General features: G+C 62.0%; 24 protein-coding genes. 19 read left to right on the top strand and 5 right to left on the bottom strand.

The annotated features are described in order from the left end of the window. Nucleotides 1-386: nucleoid-associated protein (locus tag ACSVIK_RS10865; protein WP_442444339.1), on the bottom strand; the 386-nt coding region annotated here is incomplete at its 3' end. 337 nt (nt 387-723) lie between these two features. Here ACSVIK_RS10865 and ACSVIK_RS10870 point away from each other — a divergent pair. Further along, nucleotides 724-2,334 (top strand): M28 family metallopeptidase, encoded by a 1,611-nt coding sequence (locus tag ACSVIK_RS10870; RefSeq protein ID WP_442444340.1) that lies wholly within the window; start codon nt 724-726, stop codon nt 2,332-2,334. A 170-nt stretch (nt 2,335-2,504) separates the two neighbouring features. On the opposite strand, the gene ACSVIK_RS10875 is transcribed toward ACSVIK_RS10870, so the two are convergent. Both ACSVIK_RS10875 and yjeH read right to left on the bottom strand, forming a co-directional pair. After that, nucleotides 2,505-3,830, bottom strand: a complete 1,326-nt coding sequence (locus ACSVIK_RS10875) for a TAXI family TRAP transporter solute-binding subunit (RefSeq protein ID WP_442444341.1) — start codon at nt 3,828-3,830, stop codon at nt 2,505-2,507. A gap of 258 nt (nt 3,831-4,088) precedes the next feature. Continuing rightward, nucleotides 4,089-5,342, bottom strand: coding sequence for an L-methionine/branched-chain amino acid transporter (gene yjeH, locus ACSVIK_RS10880; protein ID WP_442444342.1), 1,254 nt, complete (start codon nt 5,340-5,342; stop codon nt 4,089-4,091). Nucleotides 5,343-5,467: 125 nt separating this feature from the next. Between yjeH and ACSVIK_RS10885 the strand changes: the two genes are divergently transcribed. The 17 genes from ACSVIK_RS10885 (at nt 5,468) to ACSVIK_RS10965 (ending at nt 20,250) form a co-directional block, all read left to right on the top strand. Beyond that, nucleotides 5,468-5,887 carry an Lrp/AsnC family transcriptional regulator gene (locus ACSVIK_RS10885; protein ID WP_442444343.1) on the top strand — a complete coding sequence of 140 codons (420 nt, stop codon included), beginning with the start codon at nt 5,468-5,470 and terminating at the stop codon, nt 5,885-5,887. Continuing rightward, the gene (gene sbcD / locus ACSVIK_RS10890) at nt 5,884-7,104 is read left to right on the top strand and encodes an exonuclease subunit SbcD (RefSeq protein WP_442444344.1); all 1,221 of its coding nucleotides are present in this window, start codon (nt 5,884-5,886) and stop codon (nt 7,102-7,104) included. Before ACSVIK_RS10885 ends, sbcD begins: the two co-directional genes overlap by 4 nt. Before the next feature lie 31 nt (nt 7,105-7,135). Further along, nucleotides 7,136-7,411, top strand: a complete 276-nt coding sequence (locus tag ACSVIK_RS10895; RefSeq protein WP_442444345.1) for a putative quinol monooxygenase — start codon at nt 7,136-7,138, stop codon at nt 7,409-7,411. A 336-nt stretch (nt 7,412-7,747) separates the two neighbouring features. After that, nucleotides 7,748-8,389, top strand: a complete 642-nt coding sequence (locus ACSVIK_RS10900) for a hypothetical protein (protein ID WP_442444346.1) — start codon at nt 7,748-7,750, stop codon at nt 8,387-8,389. A 91-nt stretch (nt 8,390-8,480) separates the two neighbouring features. After that, entirely contained in the window at nt 8,481-8,846 is a 366-nt protein-coding gene (locus ACSVIK_RS10905; protein WP_442444347.1) for a hypothetical protein, read from the top strand. 94 nt (nt 8,847-8,940) lie between these two features. Then, nucleotides 8,941-9,564, top strand: coding sequence for a suppressor of fused domain protein (locus ACSVIK_RS10910; protein ID WP_442444348.1), 624 nt, complete (start codon nt 8,941-8,943; stop codon nt 9,562-9,564). Nucleotides 9,565-9,645: 81 nt separating this feature from the next. Continuing rightward, the gene (locus tag ACSVIK_RS10915; RefSeq protein ID WP_442444349.1) at nt 9,646-9,954 is read left to right on the top strand and encodes a hypothetical protein; all 309 of its coding nucleotides are present in this window, start codon (nt 9,646-9,648) and stop codon (nt 9,952-9,954) included. A gap of 17 nt (nt 9,955-9,971) precedes the next feature. Continuing rightward, the gene (locus tag ACSVIK_RS10920; protein WP_442444350.1) at nt 9,972-10,349 is read left to right on the top strand and encodes a DUF4288 domain-containing protein; all 378 of its coding nucleotides are present in this window, start codon (nt 9,972-9,974) and stop codon (nt 10,347-10,349) included. 82 nt (nt 10,350-10,431) lie between these two features. Further along, complete coding sequence (locus tag ACSVIK_RS10925; RefSeq protein WP_442444351.1) at nt 10,432-10,932, top strand: metal-dependent hydrolase; 501 nt, start codon at nt 10,432-10,434, stop codon at nt 10,930-10,932. Between the two features lie 129 nt (nt 10,933-11,061). Next, nucleotides 11,062-11,748 (top strand): DUF4336 domain-containing protein, encoded by a 687-nt coding sequence (locus ACSVIK_RS10930; RefSeq protein WP_442444352.1) that lies wholly within the window; start codon nt 11,062-11,064, stop codon nt 11,746-11,748. A 71-nt stretch (nt 11,749-11,819) separates the two neighbouring features. After that, complete coding sequence (locus ACSVIK_RS10935) at nt 11,820-12,383, top strand: GNAT family N-acetyltransferase (RefSeq protein WP_442444353.1); 564 nt, start codon at nt 11,820-11,822, stop codon at nt 12,381-12,383. Nucleotides 12,384-12,422: 39 nt separating this feature from the next. Beyond that, nucleotides 12,423-13,031 (top strand): HD domain-containing protein, encoded by a 609-nt coding sequence (locus tag ACSVIK_RS10940; protein ID WP_442444354.1) that lies wholly within the window; start codon nt 12,423-12,425, stop codon nt 13,029-13,031. A gap of 128 nt (nt 13,032-13,159) precedes the next feature. Beyond that, complete coding sequence (locus ACSVIK_RS10945; RefSeq protein WP_442444446.1) at nt 13,160-14,242, top strand: diguanylate cyclase; 1,083 nt, start codon at nt 13,160-13,162, stop codon at nt 14,240-14,242. A 223-nt stretch (nt 14,243-14,465) separates the two neighbouring features. After that, complete coding sequence (locus tag ACSVIK_RS10950) at nt 14,466-14,834, top strand: hypothetical protein (RefSeq protein WP_442444355.1); 369 nt, start codon at nt 14,466-14,468, stop codon at nt 14,832-14,834. Nucleotides 14,835-14,887: 53 nt separating this feature from the next. Further along, a complete protein-coding gene (locus ACSVIK_RS10955; protein WP_442444356.1) occupies nt 14,888-18,322 on the top strand; it encodes an AAA family ATPase in 3,435 nt (1,144 codons plus the stop codon). 2 nt (nt 18,323-18,324) lie between these two features. Next, a complete protein-coding gene (locus ACSVIK_RS10960; RefSeq protein WP_442444357.1) occupies nt 18,325-18,867 on the top strand; it encodes a hydrolase in 543 nt (180 codons plus the stop codon). Nucleotides 18,868-19,005: 138 nt separating this feature from the next. After that, nucleotides 19,006-20,250, top strand: coding sequence for an SLC13 family permease (locus tag ACSVIK_RS10965; RefSeq protein WP_442444358.1), 1,245 nt, complete (start codon nt 19,006-19,008; stop codon nt 20,248-20,250). Between the two features lie 4 nt (nt 20,251-20,254). On the opposite strand, the gene ACSVIK_RS10970 is transcribed toward ACSVIK_RS10965, so the two are convergent. Together ACSVIK_RS10970 and hmpA are read right to left on the bottom strand one after the other, a co-directional pair. Further along, nucleotides 20,255-21,430 carry an NnrS family protein gene (locus ACSVIK_RS10970; RefSeq protein WP_442444359.1) on the bottom strand — a complete coding sequence of 392 codons (1,176 nt, stop codon included), beginning with the start codon at nt 21,428-21,430 and terminating at the stop codon, nt 20,255-20,257. A gap of 17 nt (nt 21,431-21,447) precedes the next feature. Further along, a complete protein-coding gene (hmpA, locus tag ACSVIK_RS10975; protein WP_442444360.1) occupies nt 21,448-22,629 on the bottom strand; it encodes an NO-inducible flavohemoprotein in 1,182 nt (393 codons plus the stop codon). 192 nt (nt 22,630-22,821) lie between these two features. On the opposite strand from hmpA, the gene norR reads away from it, so the two are divergent. Then, on the top strand, nt 22,822-24,372 hold the full coding sequence (norR, locus tag ACSVIK_RS10980; RefSeq protein WP_442444361.1) for a nitric oxide reductase transcriptional regulator NorR: 1,551 nt from the start codon (nt 22,822-22,824) through the stop codon (nt 24,370-24,372). The last annotated feature ends 11 nt before the right edge of the window (nt 24,373-24,383 follow it).

A 24,383-nucleotide genomic window follows, 5' to 3' on the forward strand; every position in this document is an offset into this window, starting at 1 on the left:
CCTTCGCTGTGGTGCAGCAGGGCGATGGCCAGGTAGTCGGTCATGCCCTGCTGGTAGTGGGCGAACAGCACGTGGCCGCCGGTGGACAGGTTGGATTCTTCCATCAGCTTCTGCAGGTGTTCCACGGCCTGGCGGCTGAAGGCGGTGAAATCCTGCTCGTTATCGAGGTAGGCCTTGAGCCAGCCGCTGAAGGGGTAGGCGCCGGACTCCTCGTGGAACAGGCCCCAGGCCTTGCCCTGCTTGGCGTTGTAGCTCTCGTTGAGGTCGGCCAGCAGGTTTTCCATGGCTTGCGAAGTGGCCAGCTCGCTGTCGCGGGCGTGCAGCACGGCGGGGCTGCCGTCGGGTTTCTTGTCGATCAGGTGGACGATGCAGTGACGGATCGGCATGGGGGCTTCGGTCTTTGGCGGGTTCGCGATGGGGTTGGCTGCAGGGCCGGGCAAGTGAGTGCTCGCGCCGTGGCTGCAGCGGTATGGGCGAAGTCTACCTGACATCGTCACGAGATGCCGGAGGGCGCTGGGGCTGGATGAATCTTTGCTGGCTAATTGCCGCTATCTGCAGTGATAGATCTCTATTTTCTGCAAAAAATAAGGTTTTCGATTCGCGCGATGGCGCAACTCGGGCTAGCGTCTTTCACGTCCACGCGACGCAGTAAAGGGACGCACCGCGGTGGCGCCACAAGCGTTGCCGCCTTTCTCGATCTCCAGATATGGATTGGAGGATTACATGCGCAACAAGACCCATAATCGCCGTCTACTGGGTGCCGCCTTGCTGGCGGCCATTTCCGGGCAGGCCGCTGCGGCCAAGGGGCCTGATGTCACCGAGCTGTTCGATCAGTTCTGGAGCCCGACCCGGCTCGGGGCGGCGGAGTGTCGCTCGGGTGTGCTCCGTGCAACGCCGCTGTTGTTGCCGCGCTGCATGCAGGCGGCCAACAGCATGATCCACCTGCAGATGCTCAACGACATCGCCCTGGCCAACGGCGGCAACCGTGCTGCCGGCCTGCCCGGTTACCAGCGCTCGCTCGACTATGTGCAGGCGACGCTGGAAAGCGCCGGCTACACGGTCACCCGCCAGGCCTTCCCGTTCAGCGTGTTCTACCCGCAGGGCCCCGGCGTGCTGCAGAGCCTGGCGCCAACCCCGGCGCAGTTCGAGTGGGAGGTGGACTTCACCTACCTGTCGCAGACCGATGCCGGCGATGTCAGCGCCCCCGTGGTGGCGGTGGATATCGCCCTGGGCGAGGGCAACCAGTCCAGCAGCGGCTGCGAGGCCGAGGATTTCGCCGGTTTCCCGGCTGGCTCCATCGCCCTGCTGCAACGTGGTGCCTGCAACTTCCAGATCAAGGCCGAGAACGCCGCTGCCGCAGGCGCCGCCGGCGTGGTGATCTTCAACCAGGGCGACAACGAGGAGCGCAAGGGCCTGCTCAGCGCCACGCTGGGTGACGCCTATTCCGGCGGCATTCCGGTGCTGTTCAGCACCTATGACGTGGGCGTGAGCCTGGCGCAGACGGCCGAGCAGCAGGTGCGCATGGTCGCCAACGTGGTACGCGAGCGAACCCAGACCTACAACCTGGTGACCGAGAGCAAGCGCGGCAACGCGGGCAACGTGGTGATGCTGGGCGCGCATCTGGATTCGGTATCCGAGGGGGCCGGTATCAACGACAACGGTTCGGGCAGCGCTGCGCTGCTGGAGTTGGCCGTGCAGATGGCCAAGGCCAAGCCGAAGAACAAGCTGCGTTTCGCCTGGTGGGGCGCCGAGGAGTCGGGGTTGGTGGGCTCGACCTACTACGTCAACCAGTTGCCCAATGAGGAAAAGGCGAAGATCAAGGCGTACCTGAACTTCGACATGATCGCCTCACCGAACTTCGCCTATTTCGTCTATGACGGCGACGGTTCGGACTTCGGCCTGCAGGGCCCGCCCGGTTCGGCGGCGATCGAGCGTCTGTTCGGCGAGTATTACCGCCTGCGCGGCCTGCCGTTCGAGGGCGACGAGATCAGTTTCCGTTCCGACTATGCGCAGTTCTTTACCGATGGCATCGCCTTCGGCGGGCTGTTCACCGGGGCCGAGGTGGTCAAGTCCGAAGCGCAGGCCAGCCGTTATGGCGGCACGGCTGGCGAGGCTTTCGATCCGTGCTACCACGAAGCCTGCGATGACCTGAACAACCTCGATATGCGTGCGCTGGAGGTCAACGGCGATGCCATGGCATTCGTCGCCAGTTGGCTGGCGCTGTCGACCAAGATCGTCGATGACGAGATCGCCGCTGCCCAGGATTCGCGCATGCTCAAGCGTAGCGTCCAGTCCTACGACATCACCCATTGGGGCAAGCACTGGGTCAAATAGCGTCGTTTGCCGTGTTGGGAAAGAAAGCCCGCGATCGATTCGCGGGCTTTTTCATGGCCGCTTGCCCGAAGCTAGCTGCGCTCAGTGCCGTAGGGTGGATGACGCTTTTTTCATTCACCGCTTCGGCATCAGAACCTGCCCATCGGTGGACATGAAAAGCGATGTCCACCCTACGACTGCCGACGCTTCTGCAACACCCGCAAGCGCTCGATCACGTAACGCACGTGCAGGTGCAATTCATAGAGCTGGTTGGAGTACGACAGCGGCACATCCACCGTGGCCAGCTCGTCCTCCATCTGCTCCAGGCGCTCGATCTCGCTGTCCAGCTCATCTGGCATGGAGCCGGCGTGCAGCTTGCGGTCGATCTCGCGCAGGTACTTGTACCAGCGGTAGATGCGCGCGCGGATGCGCCACTGGTAGATCGGCCCGACCGCCTTGAACAGCGGGATCATCACCACGATCAACGGGATCAGCAGGATGATGTAACGGTCGGCCAGCGAGGCGATGCGAAACGGCAGGTAGCGCTGCAGGATCGGCAGGCCCTTGGCGTAGTAGTGCTCGGCGTCCTTGTGCAGCTCGAAGGTGCGCGGCTCGGCGCTTGGGTAGGTGCCGGCGGCGTCGAGCAGGGTGCCGTTCTTCATCACCTCACGGCTGGCGTCGAGAAACAGCGGCACCAGGCCGGGGTTGAAGTCGTCGTTGACCACCAGCGTGGCCACCGGGGCCAGGGTGACGATGTCGCGATCCGGCGCGTTGCTGGCCAGGTCGAGCAGGCCTTCTCCGACCTTCACCTGATTGAAGAAGGGCAGGCGTGCCTCGTAGGCGGCGGCGCGACGGAAGTGCGCCAGGGCGATATCCGGGTTGGCCGCCAGTTGTTGCACCAGGGTGTTTTCCGCCGGGCCGACGAAGAAGGCCGCGTCCAGCTCGCCGGCCATCAGCGCGCGGGCAGCCTTGCCGCCGCCGAGGCTCTGCCAGGTGTCGGGGTACTGCTCAGGCGAGATGGCGTTGGCGCCGAGAATGGCATCGCTGGCGGCGCGAGTGCCGCTGCCTGCGCCACCGAGGCCGAGGCGCAGCGGTAGCAGGTCGGCGATGCGATCCAGGCTGATATCGCGGCGATAGAACAGCCACAAGGGTTCTTGATAGATCGCCCCCAGGCTCTGCAACTGGTGTTGTTCGTCGGGGGCCAACTGACGCTCCAGGCCGCTCTGTACCAGGGCGATCTGCACCTTGGGGTTCTTGGCCAGCAGGCGTTGCAGGTTGTCACGCGAGCCGGAGGTGGGCACCAGCTTCAGCTCGAAGCCTTCCTTGGCCAGTTCTTCCTTGAGGCGCTCGGCGAACTGCAGATAGGCGCCGCCCTGGGCGCCGGTCGCCATGGTGGCGCTCATCGGCGGTGGCGGTGCGACGAACTGGAACAGCGCCCAGACCAGGCCGGCCACCACCGGGACTATCCACAGGTTGGCCAGGATCATGATTTTCAGGTCATTGAGTACGCGGCGCATGAGGCTTCCTTTCGGCGAATTCAACCTAACAGGCCGTTGAAAAACGTAGGCGAGGCAGGCAAGACAAGGCAAAAACAGCCGAAAAAGCGGAGTTTACGTGCTGTAAATGAGCATTTTGAGGCTGTTTTTAACGCAGTATTGCCAACGCAGGTAGTTTTTCAACAGCCTGCTAAGGATAGAACCCCATGGGCCTCCAGGTCATCCGTAGGGTGGATGACGCTCTTTCATCCACCACCACCAGGCTTGCGCGGAGGATCGTTACGCCAGCGCCTTGTGCCTGGCGCGCAGATGATCGAGCAGCAGCAAACCGCCGAGCAGCGCCACGGCATACAGGGCATCGCTGCCGAGCATGATCAGCACCGCTGCACAGAGCAGCGCGCTGATCCCGGCCAGCAGGCGCCAGACGCCACGCAACAGCACCCAGCCGGCGGCCATGCTGAGCAGATAAATCAGCACGAAGTTGCCGTTGGCGTAGCGGATCAGGTCATCCACCGACAACTGCAAGGTGGCCGAGAGCACGGCGCACAGCGCGCAACTGACCACCACCAGCAGCAGCGCCATGCCGGGCACGCCCTGGCGGTTGCGCACGGCCAGCGCGGCGGGCAGGCGGCCTTCATCGGCCAGGCTCCAGATCAGCCGGGCAAAGCCCTGGATATACACATTCATCGAAGCGAAACAGGCCAGGTAGCCGAGCACCGTTACCAGCACGCGGGCGCGCTCGCCCAGCAACTCTTCAAACAGGCGGGGCAGGGCGGTGGTGTCACTGTGCACGTCGCCGTAGGTGGCAAAACTCAGCACCGCCACCGAACAGGCCCAGTACACCAGGCCGGCCAGCAGCACGCCGAGCAACAGCGCCAGGGGGAAGTCCCGTTCCGGGTGTTTGAACTCCTCGCCCAGGTGGGTGAAGGCCTCGATGCCGACGAAGCACCAGAACATCACCCCCAGCGCCGCTGGCAGCAAATGCCACTGGCCGTCCATGGCGGGCAATAGCGGTTGGTCGGCATGGGGCAGATCACCCATCCACCAGATCAGCGCCACGCTGGCGACGATGGCCACGGCGATCAACCCCTGCAGCAAACCCGAGGCCTTCGGCGGGCGCTGGCCGAGCAGGAGGATCGCGGCCAAGGTGGCCAGTTCGATGGCCAGCAGACCGACGCGGTCGAGATCGAACAGCGCCAGCCAGAAGCCACTGGCGATATGCAGCGCAGCAGGCAAACCGACCGGCAGCACGGCGAGGAACAGCAAGGCGCTGACACTCTCCATGCGCAGACCAAAGGCGCGGCCGATCAAATGCGGTGCACCGCCGGCATGGGGGAAGCGCTTGCCCAACTGGGCGAAGGTGAAGGCCACCGGCAGTACCAGAGCAATGAGGATCATCCAGGCCCATAGCGACGCCTCGCCTGCCGCCGTGGCCGCCAGTGCCGGCACCACGAAGATGCCGGTGCCGAGCAGCGAGGTGCTGAGCAGGGCGACACCCTGCAGCAGGCCCAATTCCTTGTTCAATCGACTCATGGGGTATGCTCTCGCCTTTGCAGAAGCCGCTATGGTAAGGCGCCGCCCGAGTGCAGGCCGTCGCCTTTCACCGACGAAATGGCGGTTCTTCCCGTCAACCTGATTGCCGCCCGAGAAACACCTCCGTGGACAAGTTCGATCGCCAGATCCTCGCCCTGCTGCGCAGCGACGCGCGCACCTCCGTCAGCCAGATCGCCCGTGAGGTCAACCTGTCACGCTCGGCGGTCAGCGAGCGCATTCGTCATCTGGAAGAGAGTAGGGTGATTCGCGGCTATCACGCCCAGGTCGCGGTGCCGGGCGAGGGCGGGGTCAAGGCCTTCCTCGAACTCTTCTATCAGAACGCCCGTTGCCAGGATTACGTCGAGCGCATGCGCGAATACCCGGAAATCCGCCACTGCAGCGGCATCAGCGGCGAGACCGACATGCTGGTGCTGGTGGAGGCGCCGAGCATGGCGCGCCTGAGCGAAGTGCGCGCAGCCATCGAAGCCTTCCCGCAGATGCAGCGGGTCAAGACCCATATCGTCGTGCAGGAGTGGCCGCTATGAGCCTTCGCATCCTGCACAGCTCCGATTGGCACCTGGGCCAGCACTTCATGGGCAAGACCCGCCAGGCCGAGCACCAGGCCTTCTGCGCCTGGTTGCTGGAGCAGGTGCGGGTACATGAAGTGGACGTGCTGCTGATCGCTGGCGACGTATTCGACACCGGCGCGCCGCCCAGCTATGCCCGTGAGCAGTACTACCGCCTAGTGGTGGAACTGCGCGATGCCGGTTGCGCCCTGGTGGTACTCGGCGGCAACCACGACTCACCGGCCATGCTTGGCGAGAGCCGCAGCCTGCTGGCGCAACTGGGCACCCAGGTGGTGCCGGGCGTGGGCATTGACCTGGGCGAACAGGTGCTGGTGCTCGATGATCGCGCCGGCCAGCCGGGCGCCATCCTCTGCGCCACTCCCTTTATCCGTCCGCGTGACGTCATGGCCAGCCAGGCCGGGCAGAGCGCGCAGGACAAGCAGCACTCGCTGCAACAGGCCATCGCCGAACATTACCGAGCGCTGTACGAACTGGCATTGAACAAGCGTGAAGAGCTGAGCCAGGCGCTGCCGATCGTCGCCACCGGCCACCTCACCACCGTTGGCGCCAGTGCCAGCGAATCGGTGCGGGAAATCTATGTCGGCAGCCTGGAGGCCTTTCCCACCGGCGCCTTTCCCCCGGTCGACTACATCGCCCTCGGCCATATCCACCGTCCGCAGAAGGTCGGCGGCCTGGAGCATATCCGCTACAGCGGCTCGCCCATTGCCCTGTCCTTCGACGAAGCGCGCCAGCAAAAGGAAGTGCTGTTGCTGGAGTTCGGCGAGGCCGCCTTGCAATCGATCACGCCGCTGCCTGTACCGGTATTCCAGCCCATGGCCAGCCTGCGCGGCTCGCTCAAGGAACTGGCCGATGCCATCGACGAGGTCGCCAAACAGGGCACACCCGAACGGCCCGTATGGCTGGAAGTGCAAGTGAGCAGCGACGACTACCTGAGCGATCTGCAAAGCCGCATCAACGCCCTGTGCGAAGGGCATCCCGTCGAAGTGCTACGCATCCGCCGCGAACGCGGCAACGTGGCAGCCAGCCTGGCCAGCGAAGCACGGGAAACGCTGGATGAGCTGAGCGTGGAAGACGTCTTCGCCCGTCGCCTGCAGCAGGAGGCGTTGGAGGAAGAGGATGCCCAGCGTTTGCAGGGGTTGTATCGGCAGGTGTTGGAGGCTGTGCAGGGGCAATAACGACGCTGACGATCCATCGAGAGGGACGCTTATGGCCAAAGTGACACTGAAGGGTTACATCCTGGTGCCGGAAAAGGATTTGCAAGAGGTTCGTCGCGAGCTGATCAATCATCGGCGCCTGACGCTGGAGGAGTCTGGCTGCATCAGCTTTACCGTCACCGAAAGTGTCGAGAACCCACTGCGTTTTGACGTCTTTGAAGAGTTCGTTGACCGACAGGCCTTCGATTTTCATCAGGCCCGCGTGCGTGCTTCTCGCTGGGGGCAAGTGACCGTCGACGTAGCGCGGCATTATGAAGTTTTCGAGTAGGTCGAGCATGTAGCCTGGGTAGAGCGCAGCGAAACCCAGGGGAGATTCGATGGGTTTCGCGTTGCTCTACCCATCCTACGGTGCTGCTCTTGCAGGCGAGGTTTGTTGGAGTGTTCCATGGCTGTGTTTTTGTACAGTCGTAATCGTGGAGCCAAAAGAGGAAGTCAAGCGAATACGTCCAGGCTTCAGAGGCTGGCTAGTAATCCCATGATTTGAAAAGATTTTTTCTAGGGCAGGTATGACGGTGGTGCGGAGTTAGATGGAAGGCTCTACTATCGGATTAGTACCGCCTTCCATCTAATCACTGTTATGCAAAAATATACGAAGCCCAAGAAAATGGCGAAAATATCGTATAAGGCCCACGATAAAACCCTAAAAGACGGGGCAAGGATCGGATGGGTATTCCCGCTTGAATACCCACTTAAAAACTACATAAGAATAATATCGCAATTTAAATCAAGCAAAAATGAAATAGACGAATTTTTTACTGAATACTTCCATTCAGACTTTGAGAAAACCGTCAAAACCCCAATCCGACAATACTATTCAGAAATACCAAAACATATTGAAAGCTTGCTAGAAGAGTGCTTTATTTCTTACGAGAACGGTCACTATCAGATTTGCGTCCCTGCTCTATTTGCAACCCTAGAAGGATTGCTAATTGAACTGTCCAATGGCCAAGATCGTGTAAATACCAAATACACCAAAGGAATAAGGGATAAAATTCAAACCCTTGGTGAAAACCCAAAAATATTACCCCTAACATCGATAGCTTTTTTTCTTGAAATGGCATTCTGCCAAAGCAACTTCAACGAAACAGAGATTGACATGATAAATCGCCACTGGTCTCAACACGGAAGATATATAACAGAGCTGCCCAAGAAATCCCCCCTGCAATTGTTTGACGCAGTAGCATTAGTTTTATTCGCAAAGAACTTCATTGAGGGAAAGACAGCAGCAGTTGAGAGCAATTCATAACAAATGGTTCAAATCGTTCGCTTCGCTCGCTGGGACGGGCTAAAACCCGCCCCTTAACCAAACGTTATGAGCCATAGAGCCGGACTCCCACATGTTTAGAAAATTATTCGGCAAGAACAAGACTCCAGAAAAAGTATTTATCATCCCCTTCCATGTAAAGGCTCTTGATCAATCGATTATGCCCCCTGATATTGGCGGAGCATATGTAAGTTGCTATACATCGGGCGCAAGCTATTTAGAAGCAACCGAGAAAGCCTTGAAAAAGCTGGCTGCTGATGGCTTGCATCCACAAGAAATTCTTCAGCCCATACATGAAATGCTGACCTCCAGTTGGACAGTCCATATAAATGAACAGTGGAGTGACCATGTGGGAAATCTACCTGCTCAAGCTCAGTTTGAGGAGCATATAGAAGCTGGCGGGGTGGTTTATGGCCCATTTGGCTCATATGCACCATGAGTTACTCATAGCAACTGGTTCAAGTCGTTCGCTTCGCTCACTCGGGACCGGCTAAAGCCGGCGCCTTAACCAAACGTTATGCAAAGGAACAAGCATGAGTTTCCTTGAAGACTCTTGGGAAGAAAGGGAAGAAAAATCATATAAAGAAATATTTGGCGATACCGGGCCAGGGATTTACCCGTTATCCACGCAGATATTTAATCAAATGAATGCGGACGCAATTGATCCTCGCTGGCTTACTCATGGCGTATTCAAATGCCCACCCAATAAAAATAGAAAAACATGGGCCTATGTTACCTCAGGCATGTCAAACCCTTGGGAAAGTGAAGTGTCGGAAGAATACTCTGGCCTTGGCGTAGAGTTCCTGATGGAAACAGATAAAGAAGAAAGTTGGGCCATTGAGGTTCTGCATACCCTCATGGCATACAACCTACTTCTTACTGCAGGCAGAATGGGAGACTTTCCGCCTCTAGACTATGGGCACCGCGTTCCTCTTGCTCTATCAGAATCCATTAAAACAATGCTGTTTTCCAAGCCTACAAACTTCACACCAAGCTTCACTATCAAATCTGGTCAAGTCGACCTACTTCAGGTAGTAGGCATTACACCAGCCGAGCTAATTGCTGCCAAACAAACATCATCAGAAGAAATTATAGAAAAAATCGTAAAAGCCACTGGCGGGTTAGTTACCCGTAAAGAGCGAATTAGTGTCGTATGAATCGCATAATAATTGGTTCAAACCGTTCACTGCGCTCACTGGGACCGGCTAAAGCCGGCCCCTTAACCAAACGTTAGCCCTATGAAAAGCTCACGACCTAAGCATTCCAAGAAGCTCTTCTCCATCGGAGTTGTTTTGTCGCTGTTGGCATCTGGCTTCTTCTTTTGGGTATGGTATTTCCGGTATCTGCGGCTTGAGTTCAACGAACTTGGGCGTTACTACGACGCTGAGAATCAGGTGGTTTACACAGATGCAGGCTTTGTCTGGTGCCTCCCAGCATTCGGCCTTTTAGCGGTCGCCGTGACGCAGATTTCCTACCGCTTATGGCGTCGCAGGGCTAACCATGCGCTCAAGCCGACGGGCCATAAATCCGGCCCGCGGCTTAGCTAAGGCGTTAGGATCCGACAATGGCCCATGACAAAAATATTTCTCCTGTCGGCTGGTACGTGGCTTCATATTTAATTCGCTTCACAGAGATAAACGATCCGAATAATGAAAGCCAAGACGAAAGATTTATGTCTTGGGAAAATAAAATTATTATCAGAGCTACTGACCTGGATAATGCTTATGACAAGGCCGTAAAGATCGCTCGCGAAACAACTGAGCCGTATCTTGGCGGCCCTGATGCAGTACCTGTTCAATGGGTTTTTGTGGGTATAACCGAGTTGCTTCCCATTTATGAGGATCTTGAAGATGGTGCTGAAATCATGTGGGCAGAGCACCGACCTAGAAAGCTTAAGAATTTGCAGAGGCTTGTGCGAAGCCGTAGTGAATTTCGGCAGTAAGTTCCTGGCCGGTGTTCAAACTATTCAATTCGCTCGCTGGGGCGAACTGAATTCCGTCCCTTAACCTCAGGTTAGTGCTTGTATGTTCATTGGCCATCTGCCTGCTGGATATATTTCCGCAAAGTTGCTGCTCAAGCGCTTCGCAAATACTGGAATTTCCGCAAGGCTCTTTATCTTTTTCGGAGTGCTCGGCGGACTCGCGCCGGATTTTGACATGTTCTATTTTTATTTTGTCGATAACAGGCAAAGTCACCACCATACCTACTGGCCGCATTATCCGTTGCTTTGGCTGGGGCTTCTTGCCGTGTCGTGTGCGTGGTTCAAATTCGCAGCTAATAGATCAGGTGCTGCGCTCATGCTGATCTTTTCGATTGGTGGATTCATTCATATGCTGCTGGACTCGATAGTGGGCGATATATGGTGGTTTGCGCCATTCATAGATAAGCCCTACGCCATGTTCACTGTGGAAGCGGTCTATAAGCCTTGGTGGCTGAATTTTATTTTGCACTGGTCGTTTTTGCTTGAAATTCTGGTGTTGGCTTGGGCTTGTTACTTATGGCGCTCCAAGCCGACGAAGCTGTAAGGGTGATTCAGGGCTTTCGCCACGCTTACGTTATAGATTTGAGTTTCTGGTTTTTACGGGGCTTAGTGGTTCGCCTGAGAAGCGAATCTGTATCCCTGCTATGTCAAGATTTATACGATTGAGGTGTGTATGGAAGAGCTGGCGACTGGCCTATGGATATTCGAGGGCGAACCGGTTCGCTTCATGAGTCTGCCATATTCAACTCGCATGACCGTTGTACGCCTTGCCGACGGCGACCTCTGGGTTCACAGCCCCATCAGATTATCGGCAGCGATCAAGACGCAGCTCGAGAGGTTCGGGCCGGTGAGGTATCTGGTCGCGCCGAACCATTTGCACCATCTGTTTCTGGTGCAGTGGGTCGAGGCTTATCCTCAAGCCAAGGTTTACGGCACGGACGAGGTGATCAAGAAGCGGGCTGATATAGCGTTTCATGGCTCACTGAATGATCCGGGTACCTGGACGTGGCAGGATGAGATCGAACAGCGCATCTTTTCTGGCTCTCCATTCATGCAGGAGTGCGTATTTTTCCATTGCGCTTCGGCCACCTTGATCGTTGCGGATCTGGTCGAGAACTTTTCCGGCAAGGACTTCAACTGTTGTCAGCGGTTCGCTGCCAGGTGCGCGGGTATCCTGGCGCCCAACGGCAAAATGCCTCTGGATTGGCGCTTGAGCTTCATCTTTGCCAAGGCCGAGGCGCGTCAGCATTTCGAGCGGATACTGGCATGGAAACCACGAACACTGATCATGGCGCATGGTGAAATCATCAGGGATGGAGCCAGCGAGTTCTTGACTCGGTCATTCAAATGGCTGGCGTGAGCAGCTCGGTTTCACACCCGGTTGGCGGTTCCCGCGTTCGAGCAATATGTACAACTGCAAAGGAGTCGTCGATGTCACAGGACGTGTTTTTCCCCCGAGTGGAAACCGAGCGCTTGATACTCAAACCCTTGCTGCCATCTGACGCCCCAGGGCTGTTGGCGATTTTCTCCGATGCGGAGGTCATGCGTTATTGGAATACGGCCCCCTGGGCCGATGTTCAGGAGGCCATCGCGTTCATCGAGCAGAGTAATGAATCGATGCGAGTCCAGCAGTCACTTGTGCTTGGAATATGGCTGAGATCTACCGGCGAACTGGCAGGGAAATGCATGTTGTTCAGCTACGATAAGGCCTCCAGACGTGCTGAGATAGGTTTCGGGTTGGCCCGTTCTTGTTGGGGGCAAGGCTATATCAGCGAGGCCGGAGATGCGTTGGTTCAGTATGGCTTCGAGGTATTGGGGCTTCGCCGTATCGAGGCAGAGATCGACCCGGCGAACCAGGCTTCGGCAAAAGCGCTGGAGAAACTCGGCTTTGCCCACGAGGGCCTGTTGAGGCAGCGTTGGGAGGTCAATGGCGTCGTCTCTGACTCTGCAATCTATGGGCGACTGCTAAGTGATCATCCAACGCGGCATGTTTAGCGCGTTACAGGTGCGTGATTGCAACCTCGGGTAACCCCAATGAATCTTCTAGCCTCATCCTGGGCTAACGCCTGGTCAGACCTCGGCGTGCAGCCACCGCCAGGCCTGTTCGAGCAGCTCGTCCGTGCCTACGAGGAACCCCAGCGGCACTATCACTCTTTGCAGCACCTGCGTGAGTGTCTGGCCCACTTCGAGCAGGCCCGGCATCTGGCGCAGCAGCCGGGCGAAGTGGCCATCGCGCTCTGGTTTCATGACGCCATCTACGATGTGCGTGGCAAGGACAATGAGCGGCGTAGCGCGAACTGGGCCATCGAGACGCTGGCGGCTGCGCAGGCCGATCAGGCGACGCTGGCGCGCGTCGAGCGGCTGATCATGGCCACCCGGCATGATGCGACGCCAAGCGCCGCGGATGAGCAGTTGCTGGTGGATATCGACCTGGCCATTCTCGGGGCCACGCCGGAGCGGTTCGCTGAATACGACGCCCAGGTGCGTGCCGAGTACGCCTGGGTGCCGGGCTGGGTGTACCGCATGAAGCGGCGCAGCGTGCTCAAGGCCTTTCTGGCGCGCCCCCGGCTCTACTGCACGCAGCACTTCAGGCAGCTCTATGAGGCGCAGGCGCGAATCAACCTGGCGGGTGCTATCGGCTAAGCGTTACCGACACTGAGCAGACCATTTCATGCGCCGCATGGCTTATAAAGGCTGACAGCTCTCGCTCCAGGCGTTCTATGCTGTGAGCGAGGGCTTTCTGATTGGGGAGCGAAAGTGCCGTGATCAATATGTTGGCGCGCTCGCTGGATCCGTTGCAGGGTGTACCCGAGGCGACACGACAGGCGTTCGAGGAGTGGTATCGGCAGGCCAAGATTGCGCAGATTCGTTACGTCGCTTTCCTGACCATGATGCTGTACCTGATCTACGCTGGCATCGAGCAGAATGTGGAGAGCGATCAGCCGCTTGCGCGATTGCTCATCCACGCACTGCTGGTGCCCGGTGCGCTGCTGGCCATCGGTTTGCTGAGCTTTTATCCCAGGCGGCAGTCCTGGATGCAGGGTCTGTTGATGGTGGCTCCTGTCGTATCGGTGGTGGCCAATCTCTATTTCAACTTCGGCACGCCGCGTTTTGCCCTCTATGCGCCGGAAATCTATCTGAACCTGATGTGGACCTTCGCCATCTCGGGCTTGGCGCTGAAGCGGGCCATGGGCACCTCGCTGGTGTCGCTGGCAGCGATTCTGCTGGTCACCCTCGAGGACTCGCTCGCGCCTGGCCCACAGCGGCTGCACCTGATCTGGATACTGGCGTCGTTCTCCTTCGGTTTGCTCAGCGCCTTCATGCTGGAGCGGGCGCACAAGCTGATGTTCCTGCATCAGGGCAGCCTGGAGCGGAGTGCCAACCTCGACAGCCTGACCGGCTTGTGGAATCGCTCCTGCACGCAGCGCTTCCTGGCCGATGAGGTGGAGCGCGCCAATCGCTATGGCACTCGGTTTTCCGTGGTGTTGATCGATATCGATCACTTCAAGCAGGTCAACGATACCCATGGGCATGCCGTGGGCGACAAGGTGCTGTGCCAGTTCGCCGCCTTGCTGCGTGACAGCGTGCGGGTAGTGGACAGGGTCGGGCGGCTGGGTGGCGAGGAGTTCCTCATCCTCTTGCCGGAGATCGGCGCGCGTCAGGCGCAACTGGCGGTAAAGGCATTGCAACGGCGTATCAATGGCTTCGAGTTCGATACCGTGCAGAGCAAGACGGCCAGCTTCGGCATCGCCGAGTATCGAGCGGGTGAAAGCGCCGATAACCTCATGCTGCGCGCCGATCAGGCTTTGTACCGGGCCAAGGCTGCAGGCCGTGATTGCATCGAGGTGCTGTGAGTCCAGCGCAGAGCGTTAGCAGGCTGTTGAAAAACTACCTACGTTGACAATACTGCGTTAAAAACAGCCTCAAAATGCTCATTTACAGCACGTAAACTGCGCTTTTTCGGCTGTTTTTGCCTTGTCTTGCCTGCCTCGCCTACGTTTTTCAACGGCCTGTTAGAACTCGGGTGCCGGGCCGACCTCGAACAGGCATAAGAAGCGTTATCGAGCAGAGGCTGCCATGCACTTACCTTCACTCAAGATTGCCATTTCCCTGACTGTGCTGCTGGCCTGCGCCGCATGCAGCGGCACGCCCGACCGAACCACGGCAGGTGCTGTTACGGACGGATGGCTGGGCCGCTGGAGCGGGCCTGAAGGCACCTACCTGGAGATCACCGGCACCCCCGATGACTACCGCCTGACCATTGCCAACCTCGACGGCCCACGGCGTTTCGTCGGGCGTGCGCAGGGAGCGCAGATCGTCTTCGTGCGTGATGGCGTGGTCGAGACCCTCACGGCCACCGATGGCGAAGCCACCGGCATGAAATGGTTGCAGGACAAGCACAACTGCCTGACTGTGCGCAGCGGCGAGGGCTATTGCCGCGACTGAATCCTCGCTTGGATATGCCAGAATGACCGCCTTCAACGGCTTACGACCTGTGCATGAAAATCCTCAGCCTGCGCCTCAAGAACCTCAATTCTCTCAAGGGCGAATGGAAGATCGACTTCGCCGCCGAGCCCTTCGCCGGTAGCGGCCTGTTCGCCATCACCGGGCCGACCGGCGCCGGCAAGACCACCTTGCTCGACGCCATCTGCCTGGCTCTGTATCACCGCACGCCGCGCATGAGCACGCTGTCGGCCAGTGGCAACGAACTGATGACCCGGCACACCGCCGACTGCCTGGCGGAGGTGGAGTTCGAGGTGAAGGGGCAGGGCTACCGCGCCTTCTGGAGCCAGCGCCGCGCGCGCGACAAGATCGACGGCGCGTTGCAGGCGCCCAAGGTGGAGCTGGCGCGTATCGCCGATGGCGAAATCCTTACCGACAAGATCCGCGAGAAGGAACATCTCACCGCCGAGCTGACTGGCCTGGATTTCGAGCGCTTCACCAAATCCATGCTGCTGGCCCAGGGTGGTTTCGCGGCCTTTCTCGAAGCCAATGCCAACCAGCGCGCCGAGCTGCTGGAGGAGCTGACCGGCACCGAGGTCTATGGGCAGATTTCCCAGCAGGTCTATGAGCGCACCAAGGCCGCCGAACAGGCACTGGGCCTGCTGAAAAGCCGCGCCCAGGGCATGGAACTGCTGGACGAGGCGCAACGTGCCGAGCTGCAGGCCGAAGCCGAGCGCCTGGCGCAGGAGCAGACGCCGCTGCTGGCCGAGCAACAAGGGCTGCTGGCCGGGCAGCGCTGGCGTGAGGCGCTGCAGCGTGCCGAGCAGCAGGCCGTCGAGGCCGCACAAGGGCTGGAGCAGGCCCAGCAGCGCCAGGCCGCTGCGGCCAATGATCTGCAGCGCCTGGCCGCCAGCGAGCCTGCCGCGCGCCTGCTGCCGCTGCACCAGGCCTGGCAGCAGGCGCAGCACGACAGTCAGCAGGCCGAGCGAGCTTTGCTTGAGCTGCGTGAGCAAATGCAGGCGTGCGCCGAGCGTGAACGCCAGGCCCTGTGGCAGGCCTGCCGTTATGCGGCGCGCTGGCGTGAGCAGCGCCAGGTGGCGCTGACCCAGGTGCAGCGCCAGCACGCCGAGGTGCAGGCATGGCTGAGTGAACGCAGCCAGCATGCGCGCCTGGGCGGGTTGCTCAGTGGTTGGGACGAGCGCTTCACGCAACGGGCCAAGGCCGAGCAGGCACTGCAGACTGCGCAAGCGCGCCTGAACGAATCCAGCGCGCAGCTCGCCACCCTGCAACGTCAGCGTGAGGAGCAGGGCGCCCGCCTGGTGCAGGCGCAGCAGCAGGTGCAGCAGGCGCGCGATGCCGAGGCGCAGCAGCAGGCAAGCATGCGAGACCTGTTGGGTGAGGCAGGAGAGGCCGGCTTGCGCCAGGACTGGCAGCGCCTGCAAGCACGCAGCCGGGTGTTCGACCGCCTGCAGCAACTGGCGCAGAGCCGTGAGGCCCTGAACGCCCAATTGGCCGAGCTGCCGCCGCGCCTGGCCGAGTTGCAGCGCCAGCAGGCGGACAAGAACACCGAGATCAACGCCCTGCGTGAGCGCTACAAAGCACTCAAGCAGCAGGTCACCGACAAGGAAAAGCTGCTGGAGCAGGAGCAGCGCATCCAGGATCTGGAGGCGTACCGCGCCCGCCTGCAACCGGGTGATGCCTGCCCGCTGTGTGGCTCGCACGAGCATCCGGCGATCAGTCAGTACCAGGCGCTGAACGTCTCCGCCACCGAACAGGCGTTGGCGCAGTGCCGCAGCGAGTTGAGCGAGCTGGAAAGCCAGGGTGCCGATCTGCGTGATGAGCTGACCCGCCTGGCCGCGCAGATCGAGCAGGTGCAGCAGCAACAGGCGCAGGCCCAGGCGCAGTTGCAGCCGCTGGATCAGCAGTGGCTGCAGCAACTGCGCGAGCATCACATCCCGCTGCAAGATGCTGCCGAGCTGAGCCCGCTGCAACAGCAGCACGAGCAGCAACTGGCCGCACTGCAAACGCGTCTGGAGGCCGTGCAGGCTCAGCAGGCTGAGCTGCAGCGCCTGGGCGAGCAGCGCCAGAGGGCCGAGCGCCAGCAGGCCGAGGCGCAACAGCAGCAGGCATTGCTCGATCGCGATATCGACAACGCCCAGGCGCGCCTGACCGAGCAGCAGGCGCACCTCGGCCAGCTCCAGGCCGAGCAGACGCAGCAGGCCCAAGCGCTGCTGGTAAGCCTGGAGGGCTTCGCCAGCGAGCTGCCCGCCGATGGCGAAGGCTGGTTGGCGCAGCAGAAAGCCAACTGGCTGGCCTGGCAGGAGGCGCAGGCGCGCCAGCAGCAATTGCACGAACTTGAGCGCGAGGCGCAGCGGCAACTGGATGAAGCCCAGACTCAGGCCGAGCAATGGCAGCAACGCTGGCAGGACGCGGGCGCATCGAGCCTGGAGGAACCCGCAGCGCCGGCCAATCCCCAGCAGGCCCTGGGCGACGCAGCCGAGCGGCTGGCCGCGAGTCAGCGCGAACGCGACGGTCTGGCCGGCAGCGAGCAGGCTCAGGTGGCCTTGCTGGAACGCCTGCAACTACGTCAGGACGAGTGCCAGCGGGCCTGGCAACAGACGTTGGCAAGCAGTCCCTTCACCGATCAGGCGGCGTTCGAGGCTGCCGTGTTGAGCGAAGACGAGCGCCAGCGGCTGACGGCGCTCAAGGCCGAACTGGAGCGCGCTCACACCCAGGCCACGACCTTGCTGGCCGCCGCTCAGGCCGAGGTGCAGCGCTTGCAGGCCGAACCGCAGACTCCCTTGAGCCTGGCCGAACTGGCGGAGCAGATTGAGGACTTACAGGCGCGTTTGCGCAGTCTGAGCGAGCGCCAGGGCGAGCTGCGCGCGCAGTTGCAGGCCGACGATACACGGCGCAGCAGCCAGCAGGCGCTGTTCGCCGAGATCGAAGCGCAGGCCGACGAACATGCCCTGTGGCAGCAGCTCAATGGCCTGATCGGTTCGGCCGATGGCGCCAAGTTCCGCAAGTTCGCCCAGGGCCTGACCCTCGACCACCTGATCCACCTGGCCAACCGCCAACTGACGCGCCTGCATGGCCGCTATCAGTTGGCGCGCAAGAGCAGCGGCGAACTGGAGCTGGAGGTGCGTGACACCTGGCAGGCCGACGTGGCACGCGATTGCCGCACCCTGTCCGGTGGCGAGAGCTTTCTGGTCAGCCTGGCGCTGGCCCTGGCGCTGTCGGATCTGGTCAGCCACAAGACCAGCATCGACTCGCTGTTTCTCGACGAGGGCTTCGGCACCCTCGATGGCGAAACCCTGGAAGTGGCGCTGGATGCCCTGGACAACCTCAACGCCAGCGGCAAGACCATCGGTGTGATCAGCCATGTCGAGGCGATGAAGGAACGTATTCCCGTGCAGTTGCGGGTGCACAAGGGCGTCGGCCTCGGCTACAGCCGGCTCGACGCGCGTTTCGCGGTGAAGGAAGGAGCATAGCGATGCTGATGCGAGCGAAGGATTCCACCCTGTTGCTGATCGATCTGCAGGAGCGCCTGCTGCCGGCTATCGACGGCGGTATGGCGGTGGTCGAGCAGGCCGCCTGGTTGGTGCAGGTGGCGCAGCGGCTCGACGTGCCGGTGATCGCCACCGAGCAGTATCCCAAGGGGCTGGGCACCACCGCAGCGGAACTGCGCGCGCTGCTGCCGAGTGCCGGTTTGCGCGAGAAGATTCATTTCTCGGCCACCGCAGGCGCAGGGGTGTTCGACCTGCCCGGCGGCGAGCGCCAGCAGTTCATCGTTTGCGGCACGGAAACCCATGTCTGCGTGCTGCAGACGGTGCTCGGCCTGCTGGCGGCGGGGCGCGAGGTGTTCGTGGTGGACGAGGCGGTGGGTTCGCGCCGCCCGCGCGACAAGGCCCTGGGCCTGGCGCGCATGGAGCGCGCCGGGGCCGTGATCGTGTCACGCGAGATGGTCGCCTTCGAGTGGCTGGAACAGGCCGGCACCGAGACTTTTCGCGAGGTCAGCCGGGCCTTTATCCGCTGAGCCGGTCGCGGCTAAAGCCCCTCCTACGGTCGCCTGGGCTGTGGGAGGGGCTTTAGCCGCGATAGATGGAACAAGCATTCCGCCGCGCTGGAACTAGCGCTAGAGTGCTGCCCTCCCATGCTTGTGAATATATCCCCCATGACCTTCGCTGCCTGGCTGACCCTTGGGCTGTTCGTGCTCACCTATCTCGGCATGGCTGCCGGCGGTATCCGCGGCTTGCGTGTCGACCGTAGCTGGATCGCCTGCAGTGCCGCCGTGCTGCTGCTGGTCAGCGGCGCACTGAGCATGCCGGAGGCCGCGCAGCACCTCGACCCCGGCGCGCTGTTGCTGCTGTTGGCGCTGATGCTGGTGTCCGCGCAGTTCGATTTTTCCGGCGTCTATGCCTGGCTCAATCGCTACCTCACCCGCCACGCCACGCGCCCGACCCTGTTGCTGGCCGGCGTGGTGCTGCTGGGCGGCTTGCTGTCGGCGATTCTGGTCAACGATATCGTCGCCTTCGCCCTGACCCCGCTGCTCTGCCGCAGCCTGCAGCAACGCGGGTTGGAGCCGCGGCCCTTCCTGCTGGCATTGGCCTTGTCGTGCAATGCCGGCTCCGCTGCCAGCCTGATCGGCAACCCGCAGAACATCCTTATCGGCCAGGCCGGCGGCCTGGATTTCTGGGGCTACGTTGCCGTGGCCGGCCCGCCGGCGCTGGCGGCCATGCTCATCGTCCATGGGGTGATCTGGCTGCAGTGGCGGCGGCGCTGGGGGCAAGCCAAGCCCCTGACTGCGAGCGACATGCCGGTGGAGCAGGTCTATGGTGCGCGCAGTTACCTCAAGCCGCTGCTGGCCAGCCTGGCCCTGCTGGCGCTGTTCGCCACCAGCCTGCCGCGCGAACTGTCGGCCTTGCTGGTGGCGGTGCTGGTGATGGTGTCGCGCCGGGTGGACAGCCGTGACTACGTGCACAAGGTGGACTGGAACCTGCTGCTGCTGTTCGTCGGCCTGTTCCTGGTCAGTGGTGCGGCGCTGCAACTGCCGCAGCTTGCCCAGGGGGCGGCGTGGCTGGCCGAGCATGGCCTGTTGCCGCAGGGCGTGTGGTCGCTGGCCAGTGCTTCGCTGGTGGCGAGCAACCTGATCGGCAACGTGCCATTCGTGGTGTTGCTGCTGGGGCTGATGCCGGAGCTGTCGCATTCGGTGCTGATCGGCCTGGCCGTGATGTCCACCCTGGCGGGCAACCTGTTGCTGATCGGCAGCGTGGTCAACCTGATCGTTGCCGAGGGGGCCAAGCGCCAGGGTGTCAGCCTGGGCTTCGGCGACTATGCGCGCAGTGGCGTGCCAGTGACGCTGCTGAGCATGCTCGTGGCCGGATTGTGGTTGGGGCTGGGCGGCTGGCTAGCCTGGTAGGCGTTCAACCGGGATGCCCGTCCACCCGCGTCTGACACAGCATCGGCGCGTAGTGCAGGGCGAACAGGGCGAAGGCCAGGCCCCAGCAGAGCGCCGCCAGCCATAACCAGCCGCCGCCTGCTGCGACCCGGATCAGTGCGCCCAGATTGACCAGGGCGAAGGCCCAGGCCATGGCCTTGGGTGGCTGCAGGGCGCGCCCGGTATGGCCGAGGCTGACCCGCGCCATCATCGCCAGGATCAGCCCGCCCATCGCGCCCACCGCCAAGGCATGGCTGGCCAGGCTGGATTGCGCCAGCCAGCCCAGATGCCAGGCCGCCATGCCCAGTGCAGCGAGCAGCAGCCAGGCATAGGCCAGATGCAGCGACCACAGCAGCGGCACGCGCCAGATGCCGGGCAGGTGCCAGCGCCACAGACGCAGGCCGTGCAGCGCCGCCAGTAGCATGAAGGGGATGGCCAACCAGGGTTGGGGTTGCAGGTTGTGCCCGCTGGCGAACGCCGCTGCCACCAGCACACCGCAGACCAGCAGCAGACGATCCAGCCAGGGATGGGCGGCGAAGGCCTCGACCCGGCCCAGGCCGCGCTGGGTGAAGAAGGGGATCACCCGCCCGCCGATCAGGCTCAGCAGCACACCGATCAGCCACAACGCGGCCAGGGCGCCACGGCGTTGCAGGCCATCGTCGCTCTGCGCCAGGCCGGTGAGGGTGAGCGCCTGGCACAGGGCGAGCAGGCTCAGCACCAGCAGGATGGGGTAGTTGTTGCGCTGTCGCGCAGCAATCAACTGACGCGCCATCTGCACGATGAACAGGCTGACAAAGGCCAGTTGCAGCACGATCAGCAGAGCCAGTGGCGCGGGGACGAACCAGGCCAGGCGCGCCGCCAGCCACAGCCCGCAGAGCAGCATCAAGGGACGCCCGCTCAGGCCCGGACGGCCCGTCCAGTTCTGCACGGCGGTGAGCAGGAAGCCGGCGATGATCGCCAGACCGAAGCCGAAGGGCATCTCGTGGCGATGCCAGGCCAGCATGCCACCGGGCACCGTTGGGCTCGCCAGCCCCTGCAGCACCGCCGCCCAGAGGGCAACGGCGAGCCCGGCGAACAGGGCGCCGGCAAGGAAGAACGGGCGAAAGCCCAGGCGCCAGAGCGGGGGGATGGCCATGGCTTGCTGGCGGTCGAGCACGTGCATGGGGGATTTCCTCTCGTTCAGCTATCCAGGGCTGCCGCCGGGCCGAAGAACTCGTAGCGGCTTTGTTCGGCGGGCACGCCCAGCGCCTGCAGGTGGCGCTTGACCTGGGCCATGAAGGGTTTCGGGCCGAGGAAGTAGGCGTCCAGGTCGCGCTCGGCGGGCAGCCAGCGTTCCAGCAGATCGCGGCTGAGCAGGCCCGTGGCGTCGGCCTGATCGCCCTCTTGTGGTTCGCTGTAGCAGACGTAATGACGAATCTGCGGGTGCTCGGCGGCCTGGGCCGCGACCCAGTCGCGGAAGGCGTGCACTTCGGCGTTGCGCGCGCAATGGATGAAGTGGATTGGCCGGCCGCTGTGTCGCGCCGCGTCGAGCATGGCCAGTGCCGGGGTGATGCCGACGCCAGCGCTGATCAACGCCAGTGGCTTGTCCGATTCGCTCAGGGTGAATTCGCCAGCCGGCGGGAACAGCTCCAGCTCGTCGCCGACCTGCACCTGGTCATGCAGGTGATTGGACACCCGGCCACCGGGCTCGCGCTTGACGCTGATCCGGTATTCGCGGCCGTTGCTCAGGGCCGACAGCGAGTAGTTGCGGCGCACCTCCTCGCCATCCAGCAGCAGGCGCAGGCCGATGTACTGCCCGGGCTGATGGGCGAGCAGTGCGCCGCCGTCCACCGGCTGCAGGTACAGGGACAGGATCTCGGCGCTTTCGCTCACCTTGCGCGCCACCCGGAAGGCCCGGGCGCCGCGCCAACCACCGGGCGCAGCGGCATTCTCGGCGTACTGGCGTTCTTCCGCGCCGATAAGGATATCGGCCAGTTGCTGATAGGCCACGGCCCAGGCATCGATCACCGCGTCGGTGGCGATCTCGGCCCCCAGCACTTCGCGAATCGCCCGCAGCAGGCAGGCGCCGACTATGGGGTAATGCTCGGGAAGAATCTGCAGCGATACGTGCTTGTTGACAATCTGCGCCACCAGCGGGCCGAGCGCCTCGAGGCGGTCGATATGCCTGGCGTACATCAGCACGCCGTTAGCCAGCGCGCGCGGCTGGTCACCACTGGCCTGGTGCGCCTGGTTGAACAGCGGGCGCACTTCGGGGTACTCGCCGAGCATGATGCGATAGAAATGGGTGGTCAGCGCTTCGCCGCCGCTTTCCAGCAGGGGGACGGTGGCTTTGATCAGGTCTTTTTGCGCGTTGGTCAGCATCTGGGGTTCTCCGCAAGGCAAATGAAGACGCCGGTATGGCTCGCTTGGCCAGTTGGGGCGTGCTAGCGTTGGCGCGAGATATCTATCAGTAAGCGTGCCATTTAATTAGTCCTTAAATATCAATGGTTTGCTTGTTTTGTTGTATTAATGACTCGTCTTGATCTTGGGTCATAAAGACAATGAGTAGTCGAAATGACCGCTAACCCGCTGCTGCAGACCCTGATCCCTCTGGTGGCCGATCTGTCCCGTGAGCTGGACGATGGTGAGCGCTATCGGCGCCTGCTTGCCGCTTTGCGCCAGTTGTTCCCCTGCGATGCCGTGGCCTTGCTGCGGCTCGATGGCGAGGTGCTGGTGCCCTTGGCCGTCGAGGGGCTGAGTGCCGATACCCTGGGGCGCCGCTTCAGGGTCAGCGAGCATCCACGCCTGGCGGCCCTGTTGGAGCATGTCGGGCCGACTCGCTTCGCCGCCGACAGTGGGCTGCCCGACCCCTACGACGGCCTGGTCGAAGGGCTGCATGGCCATCTGGAAGTGCACGATTGCCTGGGCTGCCCGCTGTATCTGGACGAGCAGCTCTGGGGCCTGCTGACCCTGGATTCGCTCGACCCGGCGCGCTTTGGCCAGGTCGATCTGGATGGGCTGGAGGCCTTCGCCAGTCTGGCCGCTGCCACGGTCAAGGTGAGCGAGCGTATCAGCGGTCTGGCGCGGCGGGTGGAGACCGAGCGCCAGCTCAACGCGCTGTACCAGCAGGCCCGCCAGCAGCCGCGCGAACTGGTGGGGCAGAGCGCGGCGCTGCGCAAGCTGCAGGGCGAAATCCGTCTGGTCGGCGACAGCCCGCTGACCGTGCTGATCACCGGCGAGACCGGGGTGGGCAAGGAGCTGGTGGCCGAGGCCATCCACGCTGCTTCGTCGCGTGCGCAGCGGCCGCTGGTCAGCATCAACTGCGCGGCGCTGCCGGATGCCCTGGTGGAGAGCGAGCTGTTCGGCCATGTGCGCGGTGCCTTCTCCGGCGCCATGAGCGAGCGCAGCGGCAAGTTCGAGCTGGCCGACGGCGGCAGCCTGTTCCTCGACGAGGTGGGCGAGCTGCCGCTGGCGGTGCAGGCCAAGCTGCTGCGGGTGCTGCAGAGCGGCCAGTTGCAGCGGGTCGGCTCGGATCGCGAGCACCGCGTCGACGTGCGGGTGATCGCCGCCACCAACCGCGACCTGGCGGCGGAAGTGCGCGCCGGGCGCTTCCGCGCCGACCTCTATCACCGCCTCAGCGTCTACCCGTTGCCGGTGCCGCCGCTGCGCGAGCGGGGCCGCGATGTGCTGCTGCTGGCGGGGTATTTCCTCGAAGAGAATCGCGCAAGGCTCGGGCTGCGCAGCCTGCGCCTGAGTGCGGAGGCGCAGAAGGCGCTGCTGGGCCACGACTGGCCGGGCAACGTGCGTGAGCTGGAGCACCTGATCGGCCGCGCGGCGATCAAGGCATTGGCGCGCCATGACGAGCGGCCGCGCATTCTCAGCCTCGATGTGCAGGATCTGGACTTGCCGGCGGGCGAGGCGAGTGCTGCTGTCGAGGCGGACATGGCGGCCGACGAGCCCGTGCCGGCCGGCATGGAACTGCGCCCGGCGGTGGATGCGTTCCAGCGCCGTTTGATCGAACAGTGCCTGGCGCGGCATCAGGGCAAATGGGCCGACACGGCGCGCGAGCTGGGGGTGGATCGCGCCAACCTCAGCCGCTTGGCCAAGCGTCTGGGTATTCGGTAGGGTGCGCCGTG

Source organism: Pseudomonas sp. NCHU5216, from assembly GCF_052156495.1.
In the GTDB taxonomy this organism is placed as follows: domain Bacteria; phylum Pseudomonadota; class Gammaproteobacteria; order Pseudomonadales; family Pseudomonadaceae; genus Aquipseudomonas.

Coding starts and splice junctions, on each gene's coding strand:
- ACSVIK_RS10950 (WP_442444355.1), top strand. CDS start 14,466: ATGCACTTACCTTCACTCAAGATTGCCATTTCCCTGACTGTGCTGCTG.
- norR (WP_442444361.1), top strand. CDS start 22,822: ATGACCGCTAACCCGCTGCTGCAGACCCTGATCCCTCTGGTGGCCGAT.
- ACSVIK_RS10925 (WP_442444351.1), top strand. CDS start 10,432: ATGTTCATTGGCCATCTGCCTGCTGGATATATTTCCGCAAAGTTGCTG.
- ACSVIK_RS10915 (WP_442444349.1), top strand. CDS start 9,646: ATGAAAAGCTCACGACCTAAGCATTCCAAGAAGCTCTTCTCCATCGGA.
- ACSVIK_RS10930 (WP_442444352.1), top strand. CDS start 11,062: ATGGAAGAGCTGGCGACTGGCCTATGGATATTCGAGGGCGAACCGGTT.
- ACSVIK_RS10870 (WP_442444340.1), top strand. CDS start 724: ATGCGCAACAAGACCCATAATCGCCGTCTACTGGGTGCCGCCTTGCTG.
- ACSVIK_RS10945 (WP_442444446.1), top strand. CDS start 13,160: ATGTTGGCGCGCTCGCTGGATCCGTTGCAGGGTGTACCCGAGGCGACA.
- ACSVIK_RS10920 (WP_442444350.1), top strand. CDS start 9,972: ATGGCCCATGACAAAAATATTTCTCCTGTCGGCTGGTACGTGGCTTCA.
- ACSVIK_RS10935 (WP_442444353.1), top strand. CDS start 11,820: ATGTCACAGGACGTGTTTTTCCCCCGAGTGGAAACCGAGCGCTTGATA.
- ACSVIK_RS10910 (WP_442444348.1), top strand. CDS start 8,941: ATGAGTTTCCTTGAAGACTCTTGGGAAGAAAGGGAAGAAAAATCATAT.
- ACSVIK_RS10900 (WP_442444346.1), top strand. CDS start 7,748: ATGGCGAAAATATCGTATAAGGCCCACGATAAAACCCTAAAAGACGGG.
- ACSVIK_RS10895 (WP_442444345.1), top strand. CDS start 7,136: ATGGCCAAAGTGACACTGAAGGGTTACATCCTGGTGCCGGAAAAGGAT.
- ACSVIK_RS10960 (WP_442444357.1), top strand. CDS start 18,325: ATGCTGATGCGAGCGAAGGATTCCACCCTGTTGCTGATCGATCTGCAG.
- ACSVIK_RS10965 (WP_442444358.1), top strand. CDS start 19,006: ATGACCTTCGCTGCCTGGCTGACCCTTGGGCTGTTCGTGCTCACCTAT.
- ACSVIK_RS10875 (WP_442444341.1), bottom strand. CDS start 3,830: ATGCGCCGCGTACTCAATGACCTGAAAATCATGATCCTGGCCAACCTG.
- ACSVIK_RS10905 (WP_442444347.1), top strand. CDS start 8,481: ATGTTTAGAAAATTATTCGGCAAGAACAAGACTCCAGAAAAAGTATTT.
- ACSVIK_RS10955 (WP_442444356.1), top strand. CDS start 14,888: ATGAAAATCCTCAGCCTGCGCCTCAAGAACCTCAATTCTCTCAAGGGC.
- ACSVIK_RS10970 (WP_442444359.1), bottom strand. CDS start 21,430: ATGCACGTGCTCGACCGCCAGCAAGCCATGGCCATCCCCCCGCTCTGG.
- ACSVIK_RS10940 (WP_442444354.1), top strand. CDS start 12,423: ATGAATCTTCTAGCCTCATCCTGGGCTAACGCCTGGTCAGACCTCGGC.
- hmpA (WP_442444360.1), bottom strand. CDS start 22,629: ATGCTGACCAACGCGCAAAAAGACCTGATCAAAGCCACCGTCCCCCTG.
- yjeH (WP_442444342.1), bottom strand. CDS start 5,342: ATGAGTCGATTGAACAAGGAATTGGGCCTGCTGCAGGGTGTCGCCCTG.
- sbcD (WP_442444344.1), top strand. CDS start 5,884: ATGAGCCTTCGCATCCTGCACAGCTCCGATTGGCACCTGGGCCAGCAC.